This is a genomic window from Rhodococcus sp. Z13_19A (assembly GCF_058133575.1).
The window spans coordinates 100,970-119,064 of the sequence record NZ_JBYUNN010000001.1; the positions used below are offsets into that span (position 1 = coordinate 100,970).

Genomic DNA, 18,095 nt, shown 5'->3' on the forward strand with positions numbered 1-18,095 from the left:
CACCCCGAGCATGATCCGACCCGCCTTCTCGTGCCGGCGGCACGTCGACCTGTGCCGCACCGCCGGCGCCAGCTGTCGGCCCGGCACCGCCTGACCCGGCTGATCGCCCTGCGCCGCTGAGCGCGCCCCTGCTCGCACCCCTTCCTGCGCCCCGCCCCGTGGCGGCCGGCGCTGCCCTCTTGCGCCCGAAAGGCCTCCGATGTCGTTCCCCCTGTCCCGAAGACGAGCACTCTCCGTGCTGGCCACCACCGTCCTGTCCGTCGTCCTCGTCGGCTGCAGCGCCGACGAGCCACCCGCCCCGGTGCTCGCCGCCGACGGCTCGATCGACCTGTCCGGGGTGACCCTGCACGTGGGCGACCAGGTGCAGTCGGTGCAGTCGGTGCTCAAGGTCTCCGGCCAGCTCGACGAGCTGCCGTACAAGGTGGAGTGGGCCAGCTTCACCGCCGGACCGCCGCTGCTGGAGGCACTCAACGCCAAGGCGATCGACCTCGGCAGCGTGGGCGACAGCCCGCCGGTGCTGGCGCAGGCGGCCGGCATCGAGGCACGGATCGTCTCGGTGGAGGAGCGCGACAAGGCCAACGACTTCCTGCTCACCCGGGACGGCACCGGCATCCGCACGGCCGCCGACCTCAAGGGCAAGAGCGTGGCGGTGGCCAAGGGTTCCAGCTCGCACGGCCTGCTCATCGGGCTGCTGCAGCAGGCGGGGCTGTCCCAGGACGACGTCACCGTGCGCTACCTCGCCCCGCCGGACGCCCAGAGCGCGTTCGCGGCCGGGCAGGTGGACGCCTGGGCGGTGTGGAACCCCTACTACGCGGTGGCGATCGCCAGCGCCGGGGCGAAGGTGGTGGCCGACGGCACCACGCTGTCCACCGGCTACACCTACACCGTCGCCTCCACCGCGGCGCTGGCCGACCCCACCACGGAGGCGGCCATCAAGGACTTCCTGGTGCGGCTGGTCAAGGCGCGTGCCTGGGCCGCGGCGCACCCCGACCAGTGGGTGCCGGTCTACTCCCAGCTGACCAACCTCCCGGCGGCGGTGGCCACCGCCACCTTCGACACCTCCCGGGGCCGGGCGATCCCCATCGACGACCGGGTGATCGCCCGCCAGCAGGAGCTGGCCGACCGCTTCGCCGCCGTCAAGCTCATCCCCTCCGCACCGAAGGTCCGCGACTTCTTCGACGACCGATTCAACGCCGACGTCACGGCGGCCCAGCCGTGACCGCCACGACCGTGCGCCCGCCGGCGGCTCCCGCGGTGACCTCCGAGGCCCCCGCGGCGGCGGGATCCGCCCACCCGCGGCGACGGCTGCGCGCCGGCTGGTTGTTGCGCCTGGTCAGCCCGCTGCTGCTGCTCGCGCTCTGGCAGGGCCTCAGCAGCGCCGGCGCGATCTCCGAGCGCAAGCTGTCCTCCCCGCTGTCGGTGGTGGACGCCGCGGTGGAGCTGTGGCGCAACGGGCAGCTCTCCGACGCGGTGGGCATCTCCCTGCAGCGGGTGCTGGTCGGGGTCGGCCTGGGCCTGCTGACCGGGGTGGTGCTGGCCCTGGTCTCCGGCTTCTCCCGCCTGGGCGAGCTGGCGCTGGACCCACCGCTGCAGATGCTGCGCACCGTGCCGTTCCTGGGGCTGGTGCCGCTGTTCATCCTGTGGTTCGGCATCGGGGAGCAGCCCAAGGTGCTGCTGGTGGCCCTGGGCGTCACCTTCCCGCTGTACCTCAACCTGTTCGCCGGCATCCGCGGCGTGGACGGCAAGCTGGTCGAGGCCGCCCGCACGCTGGGGCTGAAGGGCTTCGCCCTGGCCCGCCACGTCGTGCTGCCCGGTGCGCTGCCCCAGGCCCTCGTCGGGCTGCGGCAGTCGCTGGGCATCGCCTGGCTCTCGCTCATCGTGGCCGAGCAGATCAACGCCGACGCGGGCCTGGGCTACATCGTCATGAACGCCCGCGAGTTCTACCGCACCGACATCGTCGTGCTGGGCCTGGTGGTCTACGCCCTGCTCGGCCTGGCCACCGACGGCATCGTCCGCACCCTGGAAGGGAGGGCGCTGTCATGGCGTCAGTCGTTCGTCCCCGCGTGAGCACCCCCGAGCAGACCCAGCTGGTCACGGCCCGCGGCGTGGGCCGCACGTTCGGCACCGACGCGGTGCTGCACGGCGTCGACCTCGACCTGGCCCCCGGTGAGATCGTCGCCCTGGTGGGGCGCAGCGGCTCCGGCAAGTCCACCCTGCTGCGCGCGCTGGCCGGCCTGGACACCGGCCACACCGGCACCATCGAGGTCCCCGCCAGCCGGGCCGTCGCCTTCCAGGAGCCGCGGCTGCTGCCGTGGAAGCGGGTGCGCGACAACGTCGCCCTCGGGCTGGGTCGGGGCGGCCGGGAGCGGGCCGAGGCCGCGCTGGCCGAGGTCGGCCTGACCCACCGGGTGCACGCCTGGCCGCTGACCCTCTCCGGCGGTGAGGCCCAGCGGGTGTCGCTGGCCCGCGCCCTGGTGCGCAACCCCGAGCTGCTGCTGCTGGACGAGCCCTTCGGCGCGCTGGACGCGCTCACCCGGCTCAGCGCCCACGAGCTGCTCGGGCGGCTGTGGGACCAGCACGGCTTCGCGGTCCTGCTCGTCACTCACGACGTGGAGGAGGCGGTGCTGCTGGCCGACCGCGTCCTCGTCCTTGACGACGGCCGCATCGCCCACGACCTCCCCGTCGACCTGCCCCGTCCGCGCCGGCGCTCCGACCCCGCCCTGGTCGCCCAGCGCACCACCATCCTCAGCCACCTGGGAGTCACCGCATGAGCATCCACCTGCACTGGTACCTGCCCACCTCCGGCGACGGCCGCGAGGTGATCGGCGCCCAGGCCCACCTGGGCACCGCGTCGGCTCCGCGCGCCGCGTCGCTGGACTACCTGGCGCTGGTGGCCCGGGCCGTGGAGCAGCTCGGCTTCGAGGCCGTCCTCACCCCCACCGGCACCCACTGCAACGACGCCTGGCTGACGACGGCGGCGCTGCTGCGGGAGACCCGCACGCTGAAGTTCCTGGTGGCCTTCCGCCCCGGCCTGGTCAGCCCCACCCTGGCCGCCCAGCAGGCCGCGGCGTACCAGGAGATCTCCGACGGGCGCCTGCTGCTGAACATCGTCACCGGCGGCGACGCCCAGGAGCAGCGGCGCTTTGGTGACTGGCTCGACCACGACCGCCGCTACGAGCGCACCGCGGAGTTCCTCACCGTGCTGCGCGGGGCGTGGTCGGGCACCCCGTTCGACCACACCGGCGAGCACTACCAGGTGCAGGGCGCCACCGTGCACAACCCGCCGTCCCCGGTGCCCGAGGTGTTCTTCGGCGGGGCCAGCCCGGCGGGGCGGGAGGTGGCCGCCCAGCACGCCGACACCTACCTCACCTGGACCGAGCCACCGGCCAGGACCGCGGAGCTGCTCGACGACGTGCGCGCCCGCGCAGCGCGACACGGGCGCAGCCTCAGCCACGGCATCCGGGTGCACGTGATCAGCCGCGACACCACCGAGGAGGCCTGGGCCGAGGCCGCCAGGCTGCAGTCACGCATCGACCCCGCGCTGGCGTCGTTGGTGCAGGACAAGCTGGCGACGGTGGAGTCGGAGGGCCAGCGCCGCCAGACCGCGCAGCTCGCCGGCGCCAACGAGCGCCTAGAGGTCTACCCGGGCCTGTGGGCCGGCTACGGGCTGATCCGGCCCGGCGCCGGCACCGCGCTGGTGGGCAGCCACCAGGAGGTGGCCGACCTGCTGGCCGAGTACGCCGCGCTGGGCGTGGACCACTTCATCCTCTCTGGCCAGCCGCACCTGGAGGAGGCGTACTGGTTCGGCGAGGGGGTTGTCCCGCTGCTGCGCCGCCGCGGCCTGCTCGGTGACGGCGGGCCCGAGCAGGCGCCGCCGGCATCGCCCCAGCCAGCGTCGGGGGCCTCGGTGCGCGAACCTGTGCTCAGCCCGTCCTGATCCCCCGCCCGCTCCGCCCACCGAACGGACTCCGCCATGAGCGTCACCGACGAGTACCTGACGAACAACGAGGCCTACGCCGCGTCCTTCAGCGGGCCCCTGCCGCTGCCCCCGGCCAAGCACGTGGCGGTGCTGGCCTGCATGGACGCCCGGCTCGACGTCCACGCCGCGCTGGGCATCAAGGAGGGCGAGGCCCACGTCATCCGCAACGCCGGCGGGGTGGTCACCGACGACGAGATCCGCTCGCTGGCCATCAGCCAGCGGCTGCTGGGCACCCGGGAGATCGTGCTCGTCCACCACACCGACTGCGGGATGCTCACCTTCACCGACGAGGACTTCCGCTCCGCCATCGAGCAGGAGGTCGGGACCCGGCCCAGCTGGGCGTCCGAGGCCTTCACCGACCTCGAGACCGACGTCCGCCAGCAGGTGCAGAAGATCCTGGACAGTCCGTACGTCCCGGTGAAGGACAGCGTGCGGGGCTTCATCTTCGACGTGGCCACCGGCCGGTTGTCCGAGGTGCGCTGACCGGGCTCAGTCGCCGTCGGCGAGGGACTCCACCCGGGCGGCGGCACGATCCCGGGCCTTCTCGGCGGCGGCGGCGTCCCGCTCGGCACTGCTGGTGCGCTGCTGGGCCTGGGCCAGCTCGGTGCGCGCCTCGTCCGCGGCCCGCTCGGTCTGGCGCAGCTGCGCGTGCAGCTGCGCCACCTGGTCGGCCAGCTCGTCGCGCCGGGCGGTGAGCTCCGCCACCCGGTGGGCCTCCTCCTCGGCGGTGGCTCGCGCCTCCTCGGCGTCGGCCGTGGCCCGCTCCGCCGCGTGGCGGGCCTCGGCCAGCTCCTGCCGCCGGCGCTCCGCGGCCTGGCGCTGCTCCTCGGCCCGCTGCTCCTCGGCCCGCTGCTCGTCAGCCCGCTGCTCCTCGGCACGCCGCTGCTCGTCGGCCCGCTGTTTCTCGCCAGCCCGGCGCCGGGGCGCAGGCGTGGGCCGGGGCGCTGCCGTGGCCGGGGACGGGGTCGCGCGGCTGCGGGCTGGCGTGGTCTTCTCCTGGTGCGGCGGCACCAGCCGCAGGTCCGGCCGCCCGGTCACCGTGCCGAAGCCGCTGGTGGCCATCGGCTGCACCAGTCGCCCGGTGAGCAGCGCCTGGCCCGCGTCGGGGTCCACCATGGCGGCACGCAGGGTGTCCTCCACCTGTCCGGCCACGCTGCTGCTCACCCGGTGCCCGTGCTCGCGGGCCAGGGTGGCCGCCTGCCGGGTGAGCGCCGAGAGCAGCTGCATGCGCTGGCGGTTCAGTGCCCGCAGGTCCTCGCCCACCAGGTTCTGCTGCGCCTCGCGCAGCTGCGCACCCAGCTCCACCAGCCCCGCGACCTCGTCGTGACGCAGGCGCACCGCCAGGTTGCACACCCAGGCGGCCGAGGTCGGCTTGGCCAGCTCGCCGATGGCCTTGGCCAGGGCCTTGTCGCCCGCGGCGCGGGCCTCGGCCTGGCGCTCCTTGCGGGTCTCGACGAAGTCCTCGGGCAGCACCGAGTACAGCTCGTCGGCCACCTGCTCGAGATCCACGCCCGGCCTCTTCTCCCCCGCGCCGCCTCGTCTCCCGCGGCCTCGTCCCGGCCATCCAACCGTGCCGGGTCGGGCTCCGCGCGCAGCGGGTGGGCCCTGCTGCTCAGCGCGGCCAGCCGCCCTCGGCGTGGTAGCGGGCCGCCTGCAGGTCGCGGTGCAGCCGCTGGGCGTCGCGGTCACCGCTTACCGGGCCCACCAGCGGAGCGGCAGGGGTGAACCAGCGGGCGAGGTCGACCCGCCGGAGGCGGGCAACCAGCCCGACGCGTGCGGTGTCGGGCGCGTGCGTGCGGGACAGGGACGGGATGCTCAGCGAAAAGGTCATGGCAGCAATGCTGCGACCACCCAGGAAGTGCCACCAGTGGCAGGAAAGCCAGCATTCGCAAAGATCCTGCCGTTATGCTGGTCAGATGCTGAAGTCGGTCGCAGCCCTGGTCCTGGACGGCCTCGCCGTCTTCGAGTTCGGGGTGGTCTGCGAGGTCTTCGGGATCGACCGCACCGAGGACGGGGTTCCCGCCTTCGACTTCCGGGTGTGCGGCCCGGAAGCCGGAGTCCCGCTGAGCTCGCCCGTCGGCGTGCAGGTGGTGCCCTCCCACGGGCTCGAAGGTCTGGCGGGAGCCGACCTGGTGACCGTTCCCGCCGTGGAGACGCTGGAGGGCTACCCGCCGGAGGTGCTGGCGGCGCTGCGCGAGGCCCACGACAACGGCGCCGTGCTGCTCAGCGTGTGCTCCGGGGCCTTCGTCCTCGGGGCGGCGGGACTGCTGGACGGCCGGCGCTGCACCAGCCACTGGCGCCACGTCCGTGAGCTGCAGGACCGCTTTCCCCTGGCCCAGGTGGACCCCGACGTGCTCTTCGTGGACGAGGGCAGCCTGATCACCAGCGCAGGGACGGCAGCCGGGATCGACGCCTGCCTGCACCTGGTGCGCCGGGAGCTGGGCTCCAGCGTCACCAACGCCATCGCCCGGCGGATGGTCGTGCCCCCGCAGCGCGAGGGCGGACAGCGCCAATTCTTCGAGCGGCCGGTCCCGGACTGCACCAGCGACGGACTGGGCGAGATCCTCGGGTGGATGCTGGAGCACCTCGACCAGCCGCACACCGTGGCCGCCCTGGCCGCACGGGCCCACACCTCCGCCCGCACCTTCGCCCGCCGCTTCGCCGCCGAGACCGGCACCACCCCGCTGCAGTGGCTCAACACCCAGCGGGTGCTGCAGGCGCAGCAGCTGCTGGAGGACACCGACCTGGACATGGACGCCGTCGCGCAACGGTGCGGCTTCGGCACCGCCACGCTGCTGCGCCACCACTTCACCCGCGCCGTCGGCGTCTCCCCCAGCGGGTACCGCAAGACGTTCAGCACGATCGCTCGCTGAGAGCGCCACGACGCGCGGACCGGGTCCAGCCACCGACGTAAAGTGGTGTGCTGCCCTGCCCGGGCCGACAGAGGAGACCCTTCATGGCCATCACCAACGGTTCCTCCGCCACCGCCGCCCGCGTCGACACCCGAGACCCGCGCGCGGAGCTGACGGAGTCCGTGCACGCCCTTGGTCGCATCGTGCTGGACGAGACCCCGCTGGCGGACGTCGTCGCGCAGGTCGCCACCCTGGCCAAGGAGTGCATCCCCGGCGCCCACGAGGTCTCGGTGACGGTGCTCAAGGGCACGCGGGCGGCCACCTTCGCCTCCACCGGCGAGGTCGCCCTCCGCCTCGACGAGCGGCAGTACAGCACCGGCCACGGACCGTGCCTGGTCGCCGCCACCAGCGGACGCACCGTCCTGGTGGCAGACATGCGGGCCGAGACCCGCTGGCCCGACTACACGCCCAGGGCGGTGCAGGCTGGCGTGCTGAGCTCGGTGTCGGTGCCGCTGCCGCTGCGCGGGGAGACCGTCGGGGGTCTCAACATCTACGTCACCCGCACCGACGTCATCGACGACTTCGCCATGGAGGTCGCCGAGCACTTCGCCGGCTACGCCGCGGTGGCCATCACCAACGCCCACCTCTACGCCACCACCGCCGAGCTGGCCCAGCAGATGGACCAGGCGATGGAGTCTCGGGCGGTGATCGAGCAGGCCAAGGGCATCATCATGGGCGAGCGCCGCTGCACCGAGGACGAGGCGTTCCAGATCCTGGTGCAGGTCTCCCAGGACGCCAACCGCAAGCTGCGTGACGTCGCGGCCGCCCTCGTCGCCCAGGCCCACCCCACCGGCTAGTCATCCCACGCCAAGGGTCAGCCTCCACAGCGGGCGGGCCGGCAGGTTCAGCGCCTCGCCCCAGTTCAGCCGCACCACCATGGCCGCCTCGTCGTGCGGGTGACCACTCGAGCGCCCGCCCGGTCCACGCCCGGCCGTGCCCGCAGCCCGCTGACCACTCGGTTCGGCGTACAGTGATCTGTGCCACACAGATTGGTGCTGCCCACCCGGGCCGCCCCTCGGCGTCGAGCCGGACCAGACCGGCTGGACTATGGTCAGCAGCACGAATGCACACGGCGCGCTTGCGCTGATTCGTACGAGGCGCCGCCGGGGTCCAGGACAGGGACCGGCCGTCGACGTGCCGACGAGAGCGGTCCGCCCCGGCACCCGGCCTCGGTACTCACCGTGTCGTGCCGCTGCCCCGCGGTACTCGCGTCACAGGAGCGCCCCATGAGTGCCACACCTGATCCATCCACTCCCGCAGAGCCCACGCCAGCTCAGCGCAACGCCGCACCGGCACCGCCACCGATGGCCGAGCCCGGTTCGCGGGTGGCCGGCGACGTCGCCCGCGAGGAAATCCTGTCCCTGGTCGCGCTGCTCGCCAAGGACACCGTCGCCGGCGCAGAGGAGGTGTCGGTCACGCTGGTGGGCGAGGGGGACCCGTTCACGGTGGCCTCCACCGATCCGCTCGCCGGGCGGATGGATGCGCTGCAGTACGCCGCTGGCGCCGGTCCATGCCTGCTGGCCGGCACCGACGGTGTCACCCAGCTGGTGGAGGACCTGACCGCCGAGGCGCGCTGGCCCGCGTTCGCCCGCGGAGCCGCCGAGGCTGGCGTGCGTAGCGTGCTCTCCACCGCGGTGCCGGGGCACGGGGCGACGGTGGGTTCGGTCAACATCTACTCCCGCGCCGCGGCCGCCTTCGACGCCCGCTCCCAGCAGGCTGCGCGCGAGGTGGCGGAGGTGGCGGCGGCCGCCCTTGCGGAGGCGGGCAACCAGCGCAGCGTGGCCGGCCTGACCGACCGCCCCCCACCGGCCTCCCGTGCGGGGGACCCGCGCGTCGCGGGCGCTGCGCCGCAGTGGCCGGCCGTCTAGCCGATCAGTCCAGGGTGGCGAGGAAGTCCACCATGATGCGGTTGACCTGCTCGGCCGCCTCCATCTGCACGAAGTGCCCGGCGCCGGCGATGACGTGCTCCGCGACCAGGCCCGGCACCGAGGCCCGCATCTGCTCCATCGACCTGGCCCCGGTCATCGTCTGCACCGGGTCGCGGTCACCGGTGATGAAGCAGACCGGCACGGTGACCGGTTCGTCGGGGCGCTGCTGCTTCTCCCGCCAGATGTGGTCGTGGGCGCGGTACCAGCTGAGGCCGCCGGTGAAGCCGGTGCGGGTGAACTCCTGCACGTAGTGGTCGAGCTCGGCCTCGCTCAGCCACGGCCAGGGCAGCGGCGGCGCCTCCGGCAGCACGTCCAGGTAGCCGTTGCCCGCGCTGGGGTGGGCGAAGATGTCCAGGTAGCGATAGCCGCCGCTGAGCGCCCAGAACACCCGGCTGAGGAAGCCACGGGGATCGGCGTCGAGCTCGGCGTCGGCGACGCCCTGTTCCTGGAAGTAGTGCAGGTGCAGGAAGTGCCGCTGCGCTTGGTGGGCGAAGGCAGCGCTGGGCAGCACGGGCATCGACGGCGTGCGCGGCACGCTGAGCTGGACGAGGGCGCGCACCCGGCCCGGCGCCCACTGCGGCAGGTCCCACACCAGCGCGGCGCCGAAGTCGTGGCCCACGAACACCGCGTCGTCCAGGCCCAGCGCGTCGAGCAGCCCCACCATGTCAGCGACGGTGCTGGCCCGGTCGTAGGCCCGCGGGTCGGTGGGGGCGTCGGTGCGGCCGTAGCCGCGCATGTCCACCGCGATCGCCCGGTAGCCGGCCGCGGCGAGCGCGGGCAGCTGGTGGCGCCAGCTGTAGGAGAGTCCGGGGAAGCCGTGGCAGAGCACCACCGCCGGCCCGCTGCCCTGCTGCACCACGTGCATGCTCAGCCCGCCGACGTCCACCGCGCTCTCGGTGGCCGTGCCCTGGTCTGCACCTGCTGCTCCCACATCTGGCTCCTCTGCCTCTGGTGAACCAGATCACACCACACCGCGCCCCGAACGGAGGCGCTACTGCGGGCGGCGCTCCACCAGCACGTTCTGGGTGACACGGCCGATCGGCCCGGCAGCGGAGTGGATGACCCCCGAGCTCATGGCCAGGCCGTCGCTGCCCACCGACGTCTCCGCCGTCAACCCCACCCACTCGCCCGCGGGCGGCTGGAACAGGTGGATAGTCAGCTCGGTGTTGAGGAACATCCAGTCGGCGGCGTCCAGGCGCGCTCCCAGCCCGTTGGCCACGTCCACGATGGTGCTCACGCGCTCCAGGTCGGTTGGCTCCTCGCCCTCCACCAGCGGCATCCGCAGCCGCATCCACGCTCCGGTGGTCGTGCCGAGCTGGTCGGCGGCAGGCGGCACCTGCCACTCCAGCGCATCGACGAACCCGTGCTGCCAGGCATCCGGGAACGGCAGGTGTCCGAGGTCCCGGGCCCCGGCGCTGACCACCGGCAGCGGCGGGTCGGCCAGGTGCTGCACGTCAGCGGTGTCGCTGGTCTGCAGCCGCCACCCGTGCGCGCGGGCCACCGGCCGCAGCGTGCCGGTGCGGTCGGCGGCGGTGATCTCCGCCGCCAGCAGCTCGATGCGTCGGCCGGGGCGCTCCACCCAGGCGCGCACGTGCAGCTCGCTCATCGGCACGGCGCCCAGCAGGTCGACGCTGATGCGACCGAGGCGGGTGCCCTCGCGCGGGTTCGTTCGCTCCATCGCCCGCACCAGCAGCCCGGCGACGGGTCCGGCGTGCTGCAGGTCCGCCCCCCACGGGCTGGCGACGTGCTCACTGGAGGCGAAGACCTCGGTGCCGCCGGCGTCGGCGCTGGTGGCGACGAGGCGGTACAGGCTCCCAGCGGCGCGCCCCGAGGCGCTCCCGGGTGCAGAGTCCGCATGAACGGCGTTCGGGTGCACGACAATCCGATCCGAGTCGAGGGAGGCGCCCCACGGGCACCATCGGGCATCAGTGCCTGACCATACTTTTCGGCTTCCGCACCGCGACGCCGGCCGGTCAGCTACCCGCCCCGGCTGGCGTGGCCCGGAGGCGGCGGCACTCGGATGCGTCCTGCTCAGCGACGTGCCGGTGTACGAGACGACGTAGTCGAGCGGCGCAGGCTGCTCAGGCCTGGGCGGGCTGCAGGACGTTGATGTCGCCCACGGTGTGGTGGACGTGGAAGAGCAGGTCGGTGACCCGCCAGCCCGCCGCCGTTCGGCGCAGCTGGTGGCGGTACACGCCGAAGCACTCGTAGGGGTCCAGCGCGGCCCGCTCACCGGCGCCGTGGTGGTACACCCGCGCCTTGCAGGTGGACTCCGCGGTGTCGCCGTCGACGGTGACGACGTGCGTGGCCAGCAGGTGCTGCGAGGGCCCGCACCCACCGAGCATCGCCTTGATCGAGTCCACCAGGGCCACCCGTCCCTCGATCACCGGGCGGCTGGGGTGGCCGTAGCGGGCGACGGCGTCCTCGGTGAACACCTGGTCGAGCCGGTCCCAGTCGCGGTCGTCCAGGGCGTAGGCGTAGCGGTTGACCACGGCGGTGACGTCGGCGTGGTCGGCCCCGGGGAACGCCGTGGCCGCACCAGGCACCGGAAAGGCCAGGTGTCCGGACACGTCGCCCACCAGGTCGAGCATCGTGTAGTCCCGAGCGGCGAAGCGCCACGTCCCGTCCACCCGCTCCAGCTCGTCGTGGTACCGCCCGGCCGCCACCACCTGCAGCGGCAGCGTGGGGGTGGCCTGCAGGACCGTGTAGTACGACCGGCAGGTGGCGCTGCCGGCCGTCTCGTCGATCTCCACGATGGGGTTGGTGATGACGTGCTTGGTCCGCGGCGTGCCGTCGGGATACAGCTTCACCATGGCGCGCCACTGCGCCAGCAAACCGGCCTCGTCGAGAACCCGGTCTCCCCCGCTGCGCACCTGGGCGTGCCGGAACAGCGCGGCGGCGTCGTCCAACCGGCCGGCGTCCATGAGCTCGGCGTAGCGGTGGAGCAGGTTGGTGATGGCGGTCTCGGGGCTCGTCATGGTGCGTCCCTTCCCAAGCTGTGTCGCGCGTCATTCTGCGGACGGCGACCACGCTGGCAGGACGGCACTTCCACCCACCGGAACTCGATACCCCCGGGGGTAGGCGATCTGCCGTGCTACGGTGGAGAACATATACCCCCCTAGGTATAGGAAACGCCGTTTCAGGGGAGCTGCCGTGAGGCCCGAGATCGACCGGAGCACGCGGTCGGCACCGACGCCACCAGCGTGGCCGGCGGCACCGCGGCGTGGATCGAGGCCGGGTGCCCGGTCCAGACCGCTTCCTGACCAGGCGACACCACAGCACGAGAGGAACCCATGACGATCACCGTCCTTCCCCTGGACACCCCCGGCCTGGGTGACCGCACCTACCTGGCCCACGACGGCGAGGTCGCCCTGGTGGTCGACCCCCAGCGTGACGTCGACCGCGTCGTCGGGCTGGCGGCGGCCGCCGGGGTGCGCATCACGCACGTCTTCGAGTCGCACATCCACAACGACTACGTCACCGGCGGCTACCAGCTGGCCCGCGAGGTCGGCGCGCAGTACCTGCTCAACGCCGACGACCCGGTCTCCTTCGAGCGCACCGGTGTCTCCGACGGCGACGTCGTGGAGGTCGGTGACCGGATGCGGGTGACGGTCCTGCTCACCCCGGGGCACACCCACACCCACCTGTCCTTCGCCCTGTCCGAGGGCGACGAGCCGGTCGCGGTGTTCACCGGTGGCTCGCTGCTCCTCGGCTCCACCGGCCGCCCCGACCTGCTCGGCCCCGACCACACCGACACCCTCGCCCACGCCCAGTGGCACTCGGCGCGCCGGCTGGCCGCCGAGCTGCCCGACCCCACCGCGATCTACCCGACGCACGGCTTCGGCAGCTTCTGCTCGGCCACCCAGTCCGGCGGGACCGCCAGCACCATCGGCCAGGAGAAGCTCGCCAACCCGGCCCTGACCAACGACGAGGCCCGCTACGTGGCGGAGCTGCTGGCCGGCCTGGACGCCTACCCGGCCTACTACGCGCACATGGGCCCAGCCAACGCCGCCGGCCCCGCCGAGGTGGACCTCTCGCTGCCGACCGAGGCCGACCCCGCCGAGCTGCGCCGGCGCATCCACGACGGCGAGTGGGTCGTGGACCTGCGCACCCGCACCGCGTTCGCCGCTGGGCACGTGGCCGGCACCCTCAGCCTCGGCCTCGACGGCCAGCTCGTCACCTACCTCGGCTGGCTGATTCCCTGGGGCACCCCGGTGACGCTGCTCGGCGAGGCGGCCGAGGACGTCGCCGAGGCCCAGCGCGAGCTGGTCCGCATCGGCATCGACCGGCCGGCCGCCATGGCCACCGGCCGCCCCGAGGACTGGGCCGGCGGCCAGCCGCTGCGCAGCCACGCCACCGCCACCTTCGCCGACCTGGCCGCCGAGCTGGTCGGCAACCCCCGGACGGCGATCCTCGACGTGCGCCGCGACCAGGAGCGAGCGCAGGCCCACATCGCCGGGTCCACGCACGTCCCGATCCACGAGGTGCTGCACCGCCTCGACGAGGTCCCGGCCGGCCCGGTCTGGGTGCACTGCGCCGGGGGCTACCGCGCCGCGGTCGTGGCCAGCCTGCTCGACGCCCGGGGCGTGGAGGTCGTCGCGGTCGACGACTCCTTCGACAACGCCGGCCTCGCCGGCTGCCCCCTCGTCCACCCCACCGAGAACCACCAGGAGACCCCCGCATGAGCACTCCCGACGTCGACGCCCCCACCCTCGCCGAGCGCCTCGGCAACAGCTCCAGCCCGGACCCCACGCTGATCGACGTGCGCACCCCGGCGGAGTTCGAGGCGGGCCACGTCCCCGGCGCGCTCAACGTCCCCCTGGACGAGCTGAAGGCCTCCCTGGACGAGCTCTGCTCGGTGCTCGACGACCACCACGACGTGGTCCTGGTCTGCCGCTCCGGCGCGCGGGCGGGGCAGGCCCGGCAGGCGCTGCAGGCGGGCGGGCTCAGCTCGCCCACCGTCCTCGCCGGCGGCATGGTGAGCTGGGAGCAGGCCGGCGGTGCGGTGAACCGCGGTCGGCAGAGCTGGGAGCTGGAGCGGCAGGTCCGCCTGGCCGCCGGAGCGCTCGTGCTCACCGGGATCCTCGGCAGCACCGTCGTGCCGCGGGCGAAGTGGCTGTCCGGGTTCGTCGGCGGTGGCTTGGTCTTCGCCGCCGTCTCCAACACCTGCGCGATGGGCATGGCCCTGGCGCGGATGCCGTGGAACACCCGCGGCGCCCGCACCACCGGCTCAGCCCTGGACCAGCTGAGCCAGCGGCGGTGACCCGGTGCTGATCGCGCTCACCGTCACCCTCGCCGTCGTCGTCGGGCTCGCCCTGGGGCTGCTCGGCGGCGGCGGGTCGATCCTGATGGTGCCCCTGCTGGTCTACGTGGCCGGCATGGACACCAAGGAGGCGATCGCCGCCTCGCTCGTGGTGGTCGGGGTGACCTCCGCGGTCAGCGTCGTCGGCCACGCCCGCGGCGGGCGCGTCCGGTGGCGCACCGGCCTGCTCTTCGGTGCCGCCGGCATGGCCGGCGCGCTGGTCGGCGGACTCCTCGGCGGGCACCTGCCCGCACAGCTGCTGATGATCGGGTTCGCCGCGATGATGGTGGCCACCGCGGTCGCCATGCTCCGCGGCCGCAAGGAGTCTGACGCCGCAACGGCGCACGCCCAGCTGCCGGTGGGCAGGGTCCTGCTCGACGGCGCGGCCGTCGGCCTGGTCACCGGACTGGTCGGCGCGGGCGGCGGCTTCCTGGTGGTCCCGGCGCTAGCGCTGCTCGCCGGGCTCCCGATGGGGGTGGCCGTGGGCACCTCGCTGCTGGTCATCGCGATGAAGTCCTTCGCCGGGCTGACTGGCTACCTGGCCACGGTGTCGATCGACTGGTCCCTGGTGGGGGCCATCACCGCCGCCGCCGTGGTCGGGAGCCTGCTGGGCGCCCGGCTGGTCGACCGCATCCCGGCCGACGCCCTGCGGAGGGCCTTCGGCTGGTTCGTGCTGGCCATGGGCGCGTTCGTGCTCGTCCAGGAGGCGCCCGAGGGCGTCCGGCTCCCGGGACTGGTCGCCCTCCTGGGCGTGGCCGCAGCGATGTTGACCTGCTCGGCGCTGGTGCCGCGGTGCCCACTCCGCCACGTGGGGACCTGACAGCGCGGGCGCCTGACCCCACGACAGCGCCGCGCGGTGGGACCGGTGTCTGCCGGTCGCACCGCGCGGCGCTGGTGCCTGCCACGGCAGGCGAGGGCCCTGCGTGAGCGAGGGCTCCTACTTGAGCAGCGAGCGGGCCATCACCATGCGCTGGATCTGGTTGGTGCCCTCGTAGATCTGGGTGATCTTGGCGTCGCGCATCATCCGCTCCACCGGGAAGTCACGGGTGTAGCCGGCGCCACCGAAGAGCTGCACGGCGTCGGTGGTCACCTCCATGGCGACGTCGGTGGCGAAGCACTTGGCGGCCGAGGAGATGAAGCCGAGGTTGGGCTCCATCCGCTCTGCGCGCGCCGCGGCGGTGTACACCATGTGCCGGGCGGCCTCGATCTTCATGGCCATGTCCGCGAGCATGAACTCCACGCCCTGGAACCGGCTGATCGACTGGCCGAACTGCTTGCGGTCCTTGGTGTAGGCGATCGCCGCGTCGAGTGCGCCCTGGGCGATGCCGACGGCCTGCGCACCGATGGTGGGCCGGGTGTGGTCCAGCGTCTTCAGGGTGGTCTTGAAGCCGGTGCCGGGCGCGCCGATCATCCGGTCGCCGGGCACGCGGCACTGCTCGAAGTAGACCTCGCGCGTGGGGCTGCCCTTGATGCCGAGCTTGCGCTCCTTGGCACCCACCGAGATGCCCTCGTCGTCGGCGTTGACCATGAACGCGGAGATGCCGTTGGCACCCTTCTCGGGGTCGGTCACGGCCATCACGGTGTACCACTGGGACACGCCCGCGTTGGTGCACCACGCCTTGGTGCCGTTGATGATCCAGTCGTCGCCGTCGGCCTTGGCGCGGGTGCGCATGGACGCGGCGTCGGAGCCGGCCTCGCGCTCGCTCAGCGCGTAGGAGGCCATGGCCGCCCCGGAGGCGATGGAGGGCAGCACCTGCTGCTGCAGCTCCTCGCTGCCGGACAGGATCAGCCCCATGGTGCCCAGCTTGTTCACCGCCGGGATCAGCGACGACGAGCCACAGACCCGCGCGACCTCCTCGATGACGATGCAGGCCGCCACCGAGTCGGCGCCCTCGCCGCCGAAGCGCTCCGGCACGTGCACGGCGTTGAAGCCGGCGGCCACGAGGGCCTTGCGGGCCTCCTCGGGGTAGCGCTCGTGCTCGTCGACGTCCGCGGCGTAGGGCGCGATCTCCTTCTCGGCGAGCGAGCGCACTGCGTCGCGCAGGGCCTCGTGCTCGTCACCGAGGCGGTACAGGTCGAAGTCGGGGTTGCCGAACTGGCTGGCCACAGGGTTCCTCCTGGTTAACGATTAGTAACCCCGATCGTAGTCGCCCGCCACACACCGCAGCAGGCGCCTCAGCCCAGCAGGCTCTCGCGCAGCGCCGCGTCCTTGGCGTGCACCGACTTCTCCAGCGCCACTTGGAAGTCCGCCATCCGCTGGCGCAGCGCCGGATCGCTCGCCCCGAGCACCCGCACCGCGAGCAGGCCGGCGTTGCGCGCCCCGCCCACCGACACCGTCGCCACCGGCACTCCGGCCGGCATCTGCACGATGGACAGCAGCGAGTCCATGCCGTCGAGGTACTTCAGCGGCACCGGCACGCCGATCACCGGCAGCGGCGTGGCCGAGGCCACCATCCCGGGCAGGTGCGCCGCCCCGCCGGCCCCGGCGATGATCACCCGCAGTCCCCGACCGGCCGCGCTGGTGGCGTAGTCGAGCATGCGCTGCGGGGTGCGGTGCGCGGAGACCACGCCCACCTCGAAGGGCACCTCGAACTCGGCCAGCGCCTCGGCAGCCGCCTGCATCACCGGCCAGTCGGAGTCGCTGCCCATGATCAGGCCCACCTGCGGATCACTCACCGTGCACGTCCCATCCGTCGGTCCACTCCGCGTGCGACATCCAGCGTGCCGCCAGCTCTGCCTCGCGCTGCACCTGCTCCAGGTCGTCCCCGAGCACCGTCACGTGGCCCACCTTGCGGCCGGGCCGCTCCGCCTTGCCGTACAGGTGCAGCTTGGCGTGCGGCAGGCGGGCGAACAGGTGGTGGGTGCGCTCGTCCATGCTCATCGCCGGCGCCTCCGCGGCCCCGAGCACGTTGGCCATCACCACCACCGGCGCGGTCATGGTGGTGGAGCCCAGCGGGTAGTCCAGCACCGCCCGCAGGTGCTGCTCGAACTGCGAGGTGCGCGCCCCCTCGATGCTCCAGTGCCCCGAGTTGTGCGGGCGCATCGCCAGCTCGTTGACCAGCAGCTCGCCGTCGGCGGTCTCGAACAGCTCCACGGCCAGCACCCCCACCACGCCCAGCTGCGCGGCCAGGCCCAGGGCCAGCTGCTCGGCCTGCTCGGCCAGGGCGTCGGAGAGCTGCGGAGCCGGGGCCAGCACCAGCGCGCAGATGCCGTCGCGCTGCACCGTCTGCACCACCGGCCACGCCGCGCCCTGCCCGAACGGCGAGCGCGCCACCACGGCGGCCAGCTCCCGGACGAAGGGCACCCGCTGCTCCACCAGCAGCGGGGTGCCCGCCGCCAGCTGCTCGGCCACCACGGCGCGGGCCTGCTCGGCGTCGTCGAGCATCCACACCCCGCGGCCGTCGTAGCCGCCGCGGATGGCCTTGAGCACACACGGCCAGCCGTGGGTGTCGCCGAAGGCGATGACGTCGTCGGGGCGGTGCACCTCGGCGAAGGGCGGCACCGGCGCGCCCAGCTCGGCCAGGCGCGTGCGCATCACCAGCTTGTCCTGGGCGTGCAGCAGCGCCTCCGGCGGGGGCAGCACGGCCACCCCCTCGGCCACCAGGGTGTGCAGGTGCTCCTGGGGAACGTGCTCGTGGTCGAAGGTGACCGCCGTGGCACCGGCGGCCACCAGCCGCAGCGCGGCCAGGTCGGTGTGCGCACCGAGCACCACGTCCGGGCTGACCTGCGCGGCAGGGTCCTGCGGGCCGGCGGAGAGCACCCGCAGGGTCTGGCCCAGCGCGACCGCGGCCTGGGCCGTCATCCTGGCCAGCTGACCGCCGCCGATCATGGCCACCACCGGCGAGTCGCCGGCGCGGGCCGGGGCCGGTCGCGGGGCTTGCGCCACCGGTGTGGCGAGGTCCACGGGACGGGGCTGCACGTCATCGGTCACAGGCACAGATCGTGCCACGCGCTCGCGTGACCTCCCGCACCGC

Annotated in this window: 19 protein-coding genes; 11 read left to right on the plus strand and 8 right to left on the minus strand. The window is 73.5% G+C overall.

Going from position 1 to position 18,095, the window contains the following annotated elements:
• The first annotated feature begins 235 nt into the window (after positions 1–235).
• The 5 genes from AC3YNX_RS00490 to AC3YNX_RS00510 are packed head-to-tail and all read left to right on the plus strand — an operon-like array spanning position 236 to position 4,462.
• Positions 236–1,219 (plus strand): ABC transporter substrate-binding protein, encoded by a 984-nt coding sequence (locus AC3YNX_RS00490; protein WP_489994292.1) that lies wholly within the window; start codon positions 236–238, stop codon positions 1,217–1,219.
• Positions 1,216–2,067: an ABC transporter permease subunit gene (locus tag AC3YNX_RS00495; protein ID WP_489994293.1), complete on the plus strand. Its 852-nt coding sequence runs from the start codon at positions 1,216–1,218 to the stop codon at positions 2,065–2,067. Before AC3YNX_RS00490 ends, AC3YNX_RS00495 begins: the two co-directional genes overlap by 4 nt.
• Entirely contained in the window at positions 2,040–2,771 is a 732-nt protein-coding gene (locus AC3YNX_RS00500) for an ABC transporter ATP-binding protein (RefSeq protein WP_489994294.1), read from the plus strand. Before AC3YNX_RS00495 ends, AC3YNX_RS00500 begins: the two co-directional genes overlap by 28 nt.
• Positions 2,768–3,937, plus strand: a complete 1,170-nt coding sequence (locus AC3YNX_RS00505; protein WP_489994295.1) for an LLM class flavin-dependent oxidoreductase — start codon at positions 2,768–2,770, stop codon at positions 3,935–3,937. The genes AC3YNX_RS00500 and AC3YNX_RS00505 overlap by 4 nt, the downstream gene beginning before the upstream one ends.
• A gap of 36 nt (positions 3,938–3,973) precedes the next feature.
• On the plus strand, positions 3,974–4,462 hold the full coding sequence (locus AC3YNX_RS00510) for a beta-class carbonic anhydrase (protein ID WP_489994296.1): 489 nt from the start codon (positions 3,974–3,976) through the stop codon (positions 4,460–4,462).
• Positions 4,463–4,468: 6 nt separating this feature from the next.
• Here the strand turns inward: AC3YNX_RS00510 and AC3YNX_RS00515 are convergent, their stop codons facing one another.
• Both AC3YNX_RS00515 and AC3YNX_RS00520 read right to left on the minus strand, forming a co-directional pair.
• A complete protein-coding gene (locus AC3YNX_RS00515; protein WP_489994297.1) occupies positions 4,469–5,488 on the minus strand; it encodes a hypothetical protein in 1,020 nt (339 codons plus the stop codon).
• A gap of 103 nt (positions 5,489–5,591) precedes the next feature.
• Positions 5,592–5,810: a hypothetical protein gene (locus AC3YNX_RS00520; protein ID WP_489994298.1), complete on the minus strand. Its 219-nt coding sequence runs from the start codon at positions 5,808–5,810 to the stop codon at positions 5,592–5,594.
• A gap of 85 nt (positions 5,811–5,895) precedes the next feature.
• Here AC3YNX_RS00520 and AC3YNX_RS00525 point away from each other — a divergent pair, with 85 nt between their 5' ends.
• From AC3YNX_RS00525 to AC3YNX_RS00535, 3 genes are all read left to right on the plus strand, one after another.
• Positions 5,896–6,852 (plus strand): helix-turn-helix domain-containing protein, encoded by a 957-nt coding sequence (locus tag AC3YNX_RS00525; protein WP_127783851.1) that lies wholly within the window; start codon positions 5,896–5,898, stop codon positions 6,850–6,852.
• 83 nt (positions 6,853–6,935) lie between these two features.
• Entirely contained in the window at positions 6,936–7,688 is a 753-nt protein-coding gene (locus AC3YNX_RS00530) for an ANTAR domain-containing protein (RefSeq protein WP_489994299.1), read from the plus strand.
• A 429-nt stretch (positions 7,689–8,117) separates the two neighbouring features.
• On the plus strand, positions 8,118–8,759 hold the full coding sequence (locus AC3YNX_RS00535) for a GAF domain-containing protein (protein WP_489994300.1): 642 nt from the start codon (positions 8,118–8,120) through the stop codon (positions 8,757–8,759).
• 4 nt (positions 8,760–8,763) lie between these two features.
• Here AC3YNX_RS00535 and AC3YNX_RS00540 read toward each other — a convergent pair whose 3' ends face one another.
• From AC3YNX_RS00540 to AC3YNX_RS00550, 3 genes are all read right to left on the minus strand, one after another.
• Complete coding sequence (locus AC3YNX_RS00540) at positions 8,764–9,684, minus strand: alpha/beta fold hydrolase (RefSeq protein WP_489994956.1); 921 nt, start codon at positions 9,682–9,684, stop codon at positions 8,764–8,766.
• 126 nt (positions 9,685–9,810) lie between these two features.
• The gene (locus AC3YNX_RS00545) at positions 9,811–10,695 is read right to left on the minus strand and encodes a thioesterase family protein (RefSeq protein WP_489994301.1); all 885 of its coding nucleotides are present in this window, start codon (positions 10,693–10,695) and stop codon (positions 9,811–9,813) included.
• Positions 10,696–10,900: 205 nt separating this feature from the next.
• Positions 10,901–11,797: a nuclear transport factor 2 family protein gene (locus AC3YNX_RS00550; protein WP_489994302.1), complete on the minus strand. Its 897-nt coding sequence runs from the start codon at positions 11,795–11,797 to the stop codon at positions 10,901–10,903.
• Between the two features lie 315 nt (positions 11,798–12,112).
• Here AC3YNX_RS00550 and AC3YNX_RS00555 point away from each other — a divergent pair, with 315 nt between their 5' ends.
• The 3 genes from AC3YNX_RS00555 to AC3YNX_RS00565 are packed head-to-tail and all read left to right on the plus strand — an operon-like array spanning position 12,113 to position 14,941.
• The gene (locus AC3YNX_RS00555) at positions 12,113–13,504 is read left to right on the plus strand and encodes a rhodanese-like domain-containing protein (protein WP_489994303.1); all 1,392 of its coding nucleotides are present in this window, start codon (positions 12,113–12,115) and stop codon (positions 13,502–13,504) included.
• Positions 13,501–14,082: a rhodanese-like domain-containing protein gene (locus AC3YNX_RS00560; RefSeq protein ID WP_489994304.1), complete on the plus strand. Its 582-nt coding sequence runs from the start codon at positions 13,501–13,503 to the stop codon at positions 14,080–14,082. Before AC3YNX_RS00555 ends, AC3YNX_RS00560 begins: the two co-directional genes overlap by 4 nt.
• Before the next feature lie 7 nt (positions 14,083–14,089).
• Complete coding sequence (locus tag AC3YNX_RS00565) at positions 14,090–14,941, plus strand: sulfite exporter TauE/SafE family protein (protein WP_489994957.1); 852 nt, start codon at positions 14,090–14,092, stop codon at positions 14,939–14,941.
• 117 nt (positions 14,942–15,058) lie between these two features.
• Here the strand turns inward: AC3YNX_RS00565 and AC3YNX_RS00570 are convergent, their stop codons facing one another.
• The 3 genes from AC3YNX_RS00570 to AC3YNX_RS00580 all read right to left on the minus strand — a co-directional run bounded on the left by AC3YNX_RS00570 (position 15,059) and on the right by AC3YNX_RS00580 (position 18,025).
• Entirely contained in the window at positions 15,059–16,228 is a 1,170-nt protein-coding gene (locus AC3YNX_RS00570) for an acyl-CoA dehydrogenase family protein (protein WP_489994305.1), read from the minus strand.
• Between the two features lie 68 nt (positions 16,229–16,296).
• On the minus strand, positions 16,297–16,797 hold the full coding sequence (gene purE / locus AC3YNX_RS00575) for a 5-(carboxyamino)imidazole ribonucleotide mutase (RefSeq protein ID WP_489994306.1): 501 nt from the start codon (positions 16,795–16,797) through the stop codon (positions 16,297–16,299).
• Positions 16,790–18,025, minus strand: coding sequence for a 5-(carboxyamino)imidazole ribonucleotide synthase (locus tag AC3YNX_RS00580; protein ID WP_489994958.1), 1,236 nt, complete (start codon positions 18,023–18,025; stop codon positions 16,790–16,792). Before AC3YNX_RS00580 ends, purE begins: the two co-directional genes overlap by 8 nt.
• Between the last annotated feature and the right edge of the window lie 70 nt (positions 18,026–18,095).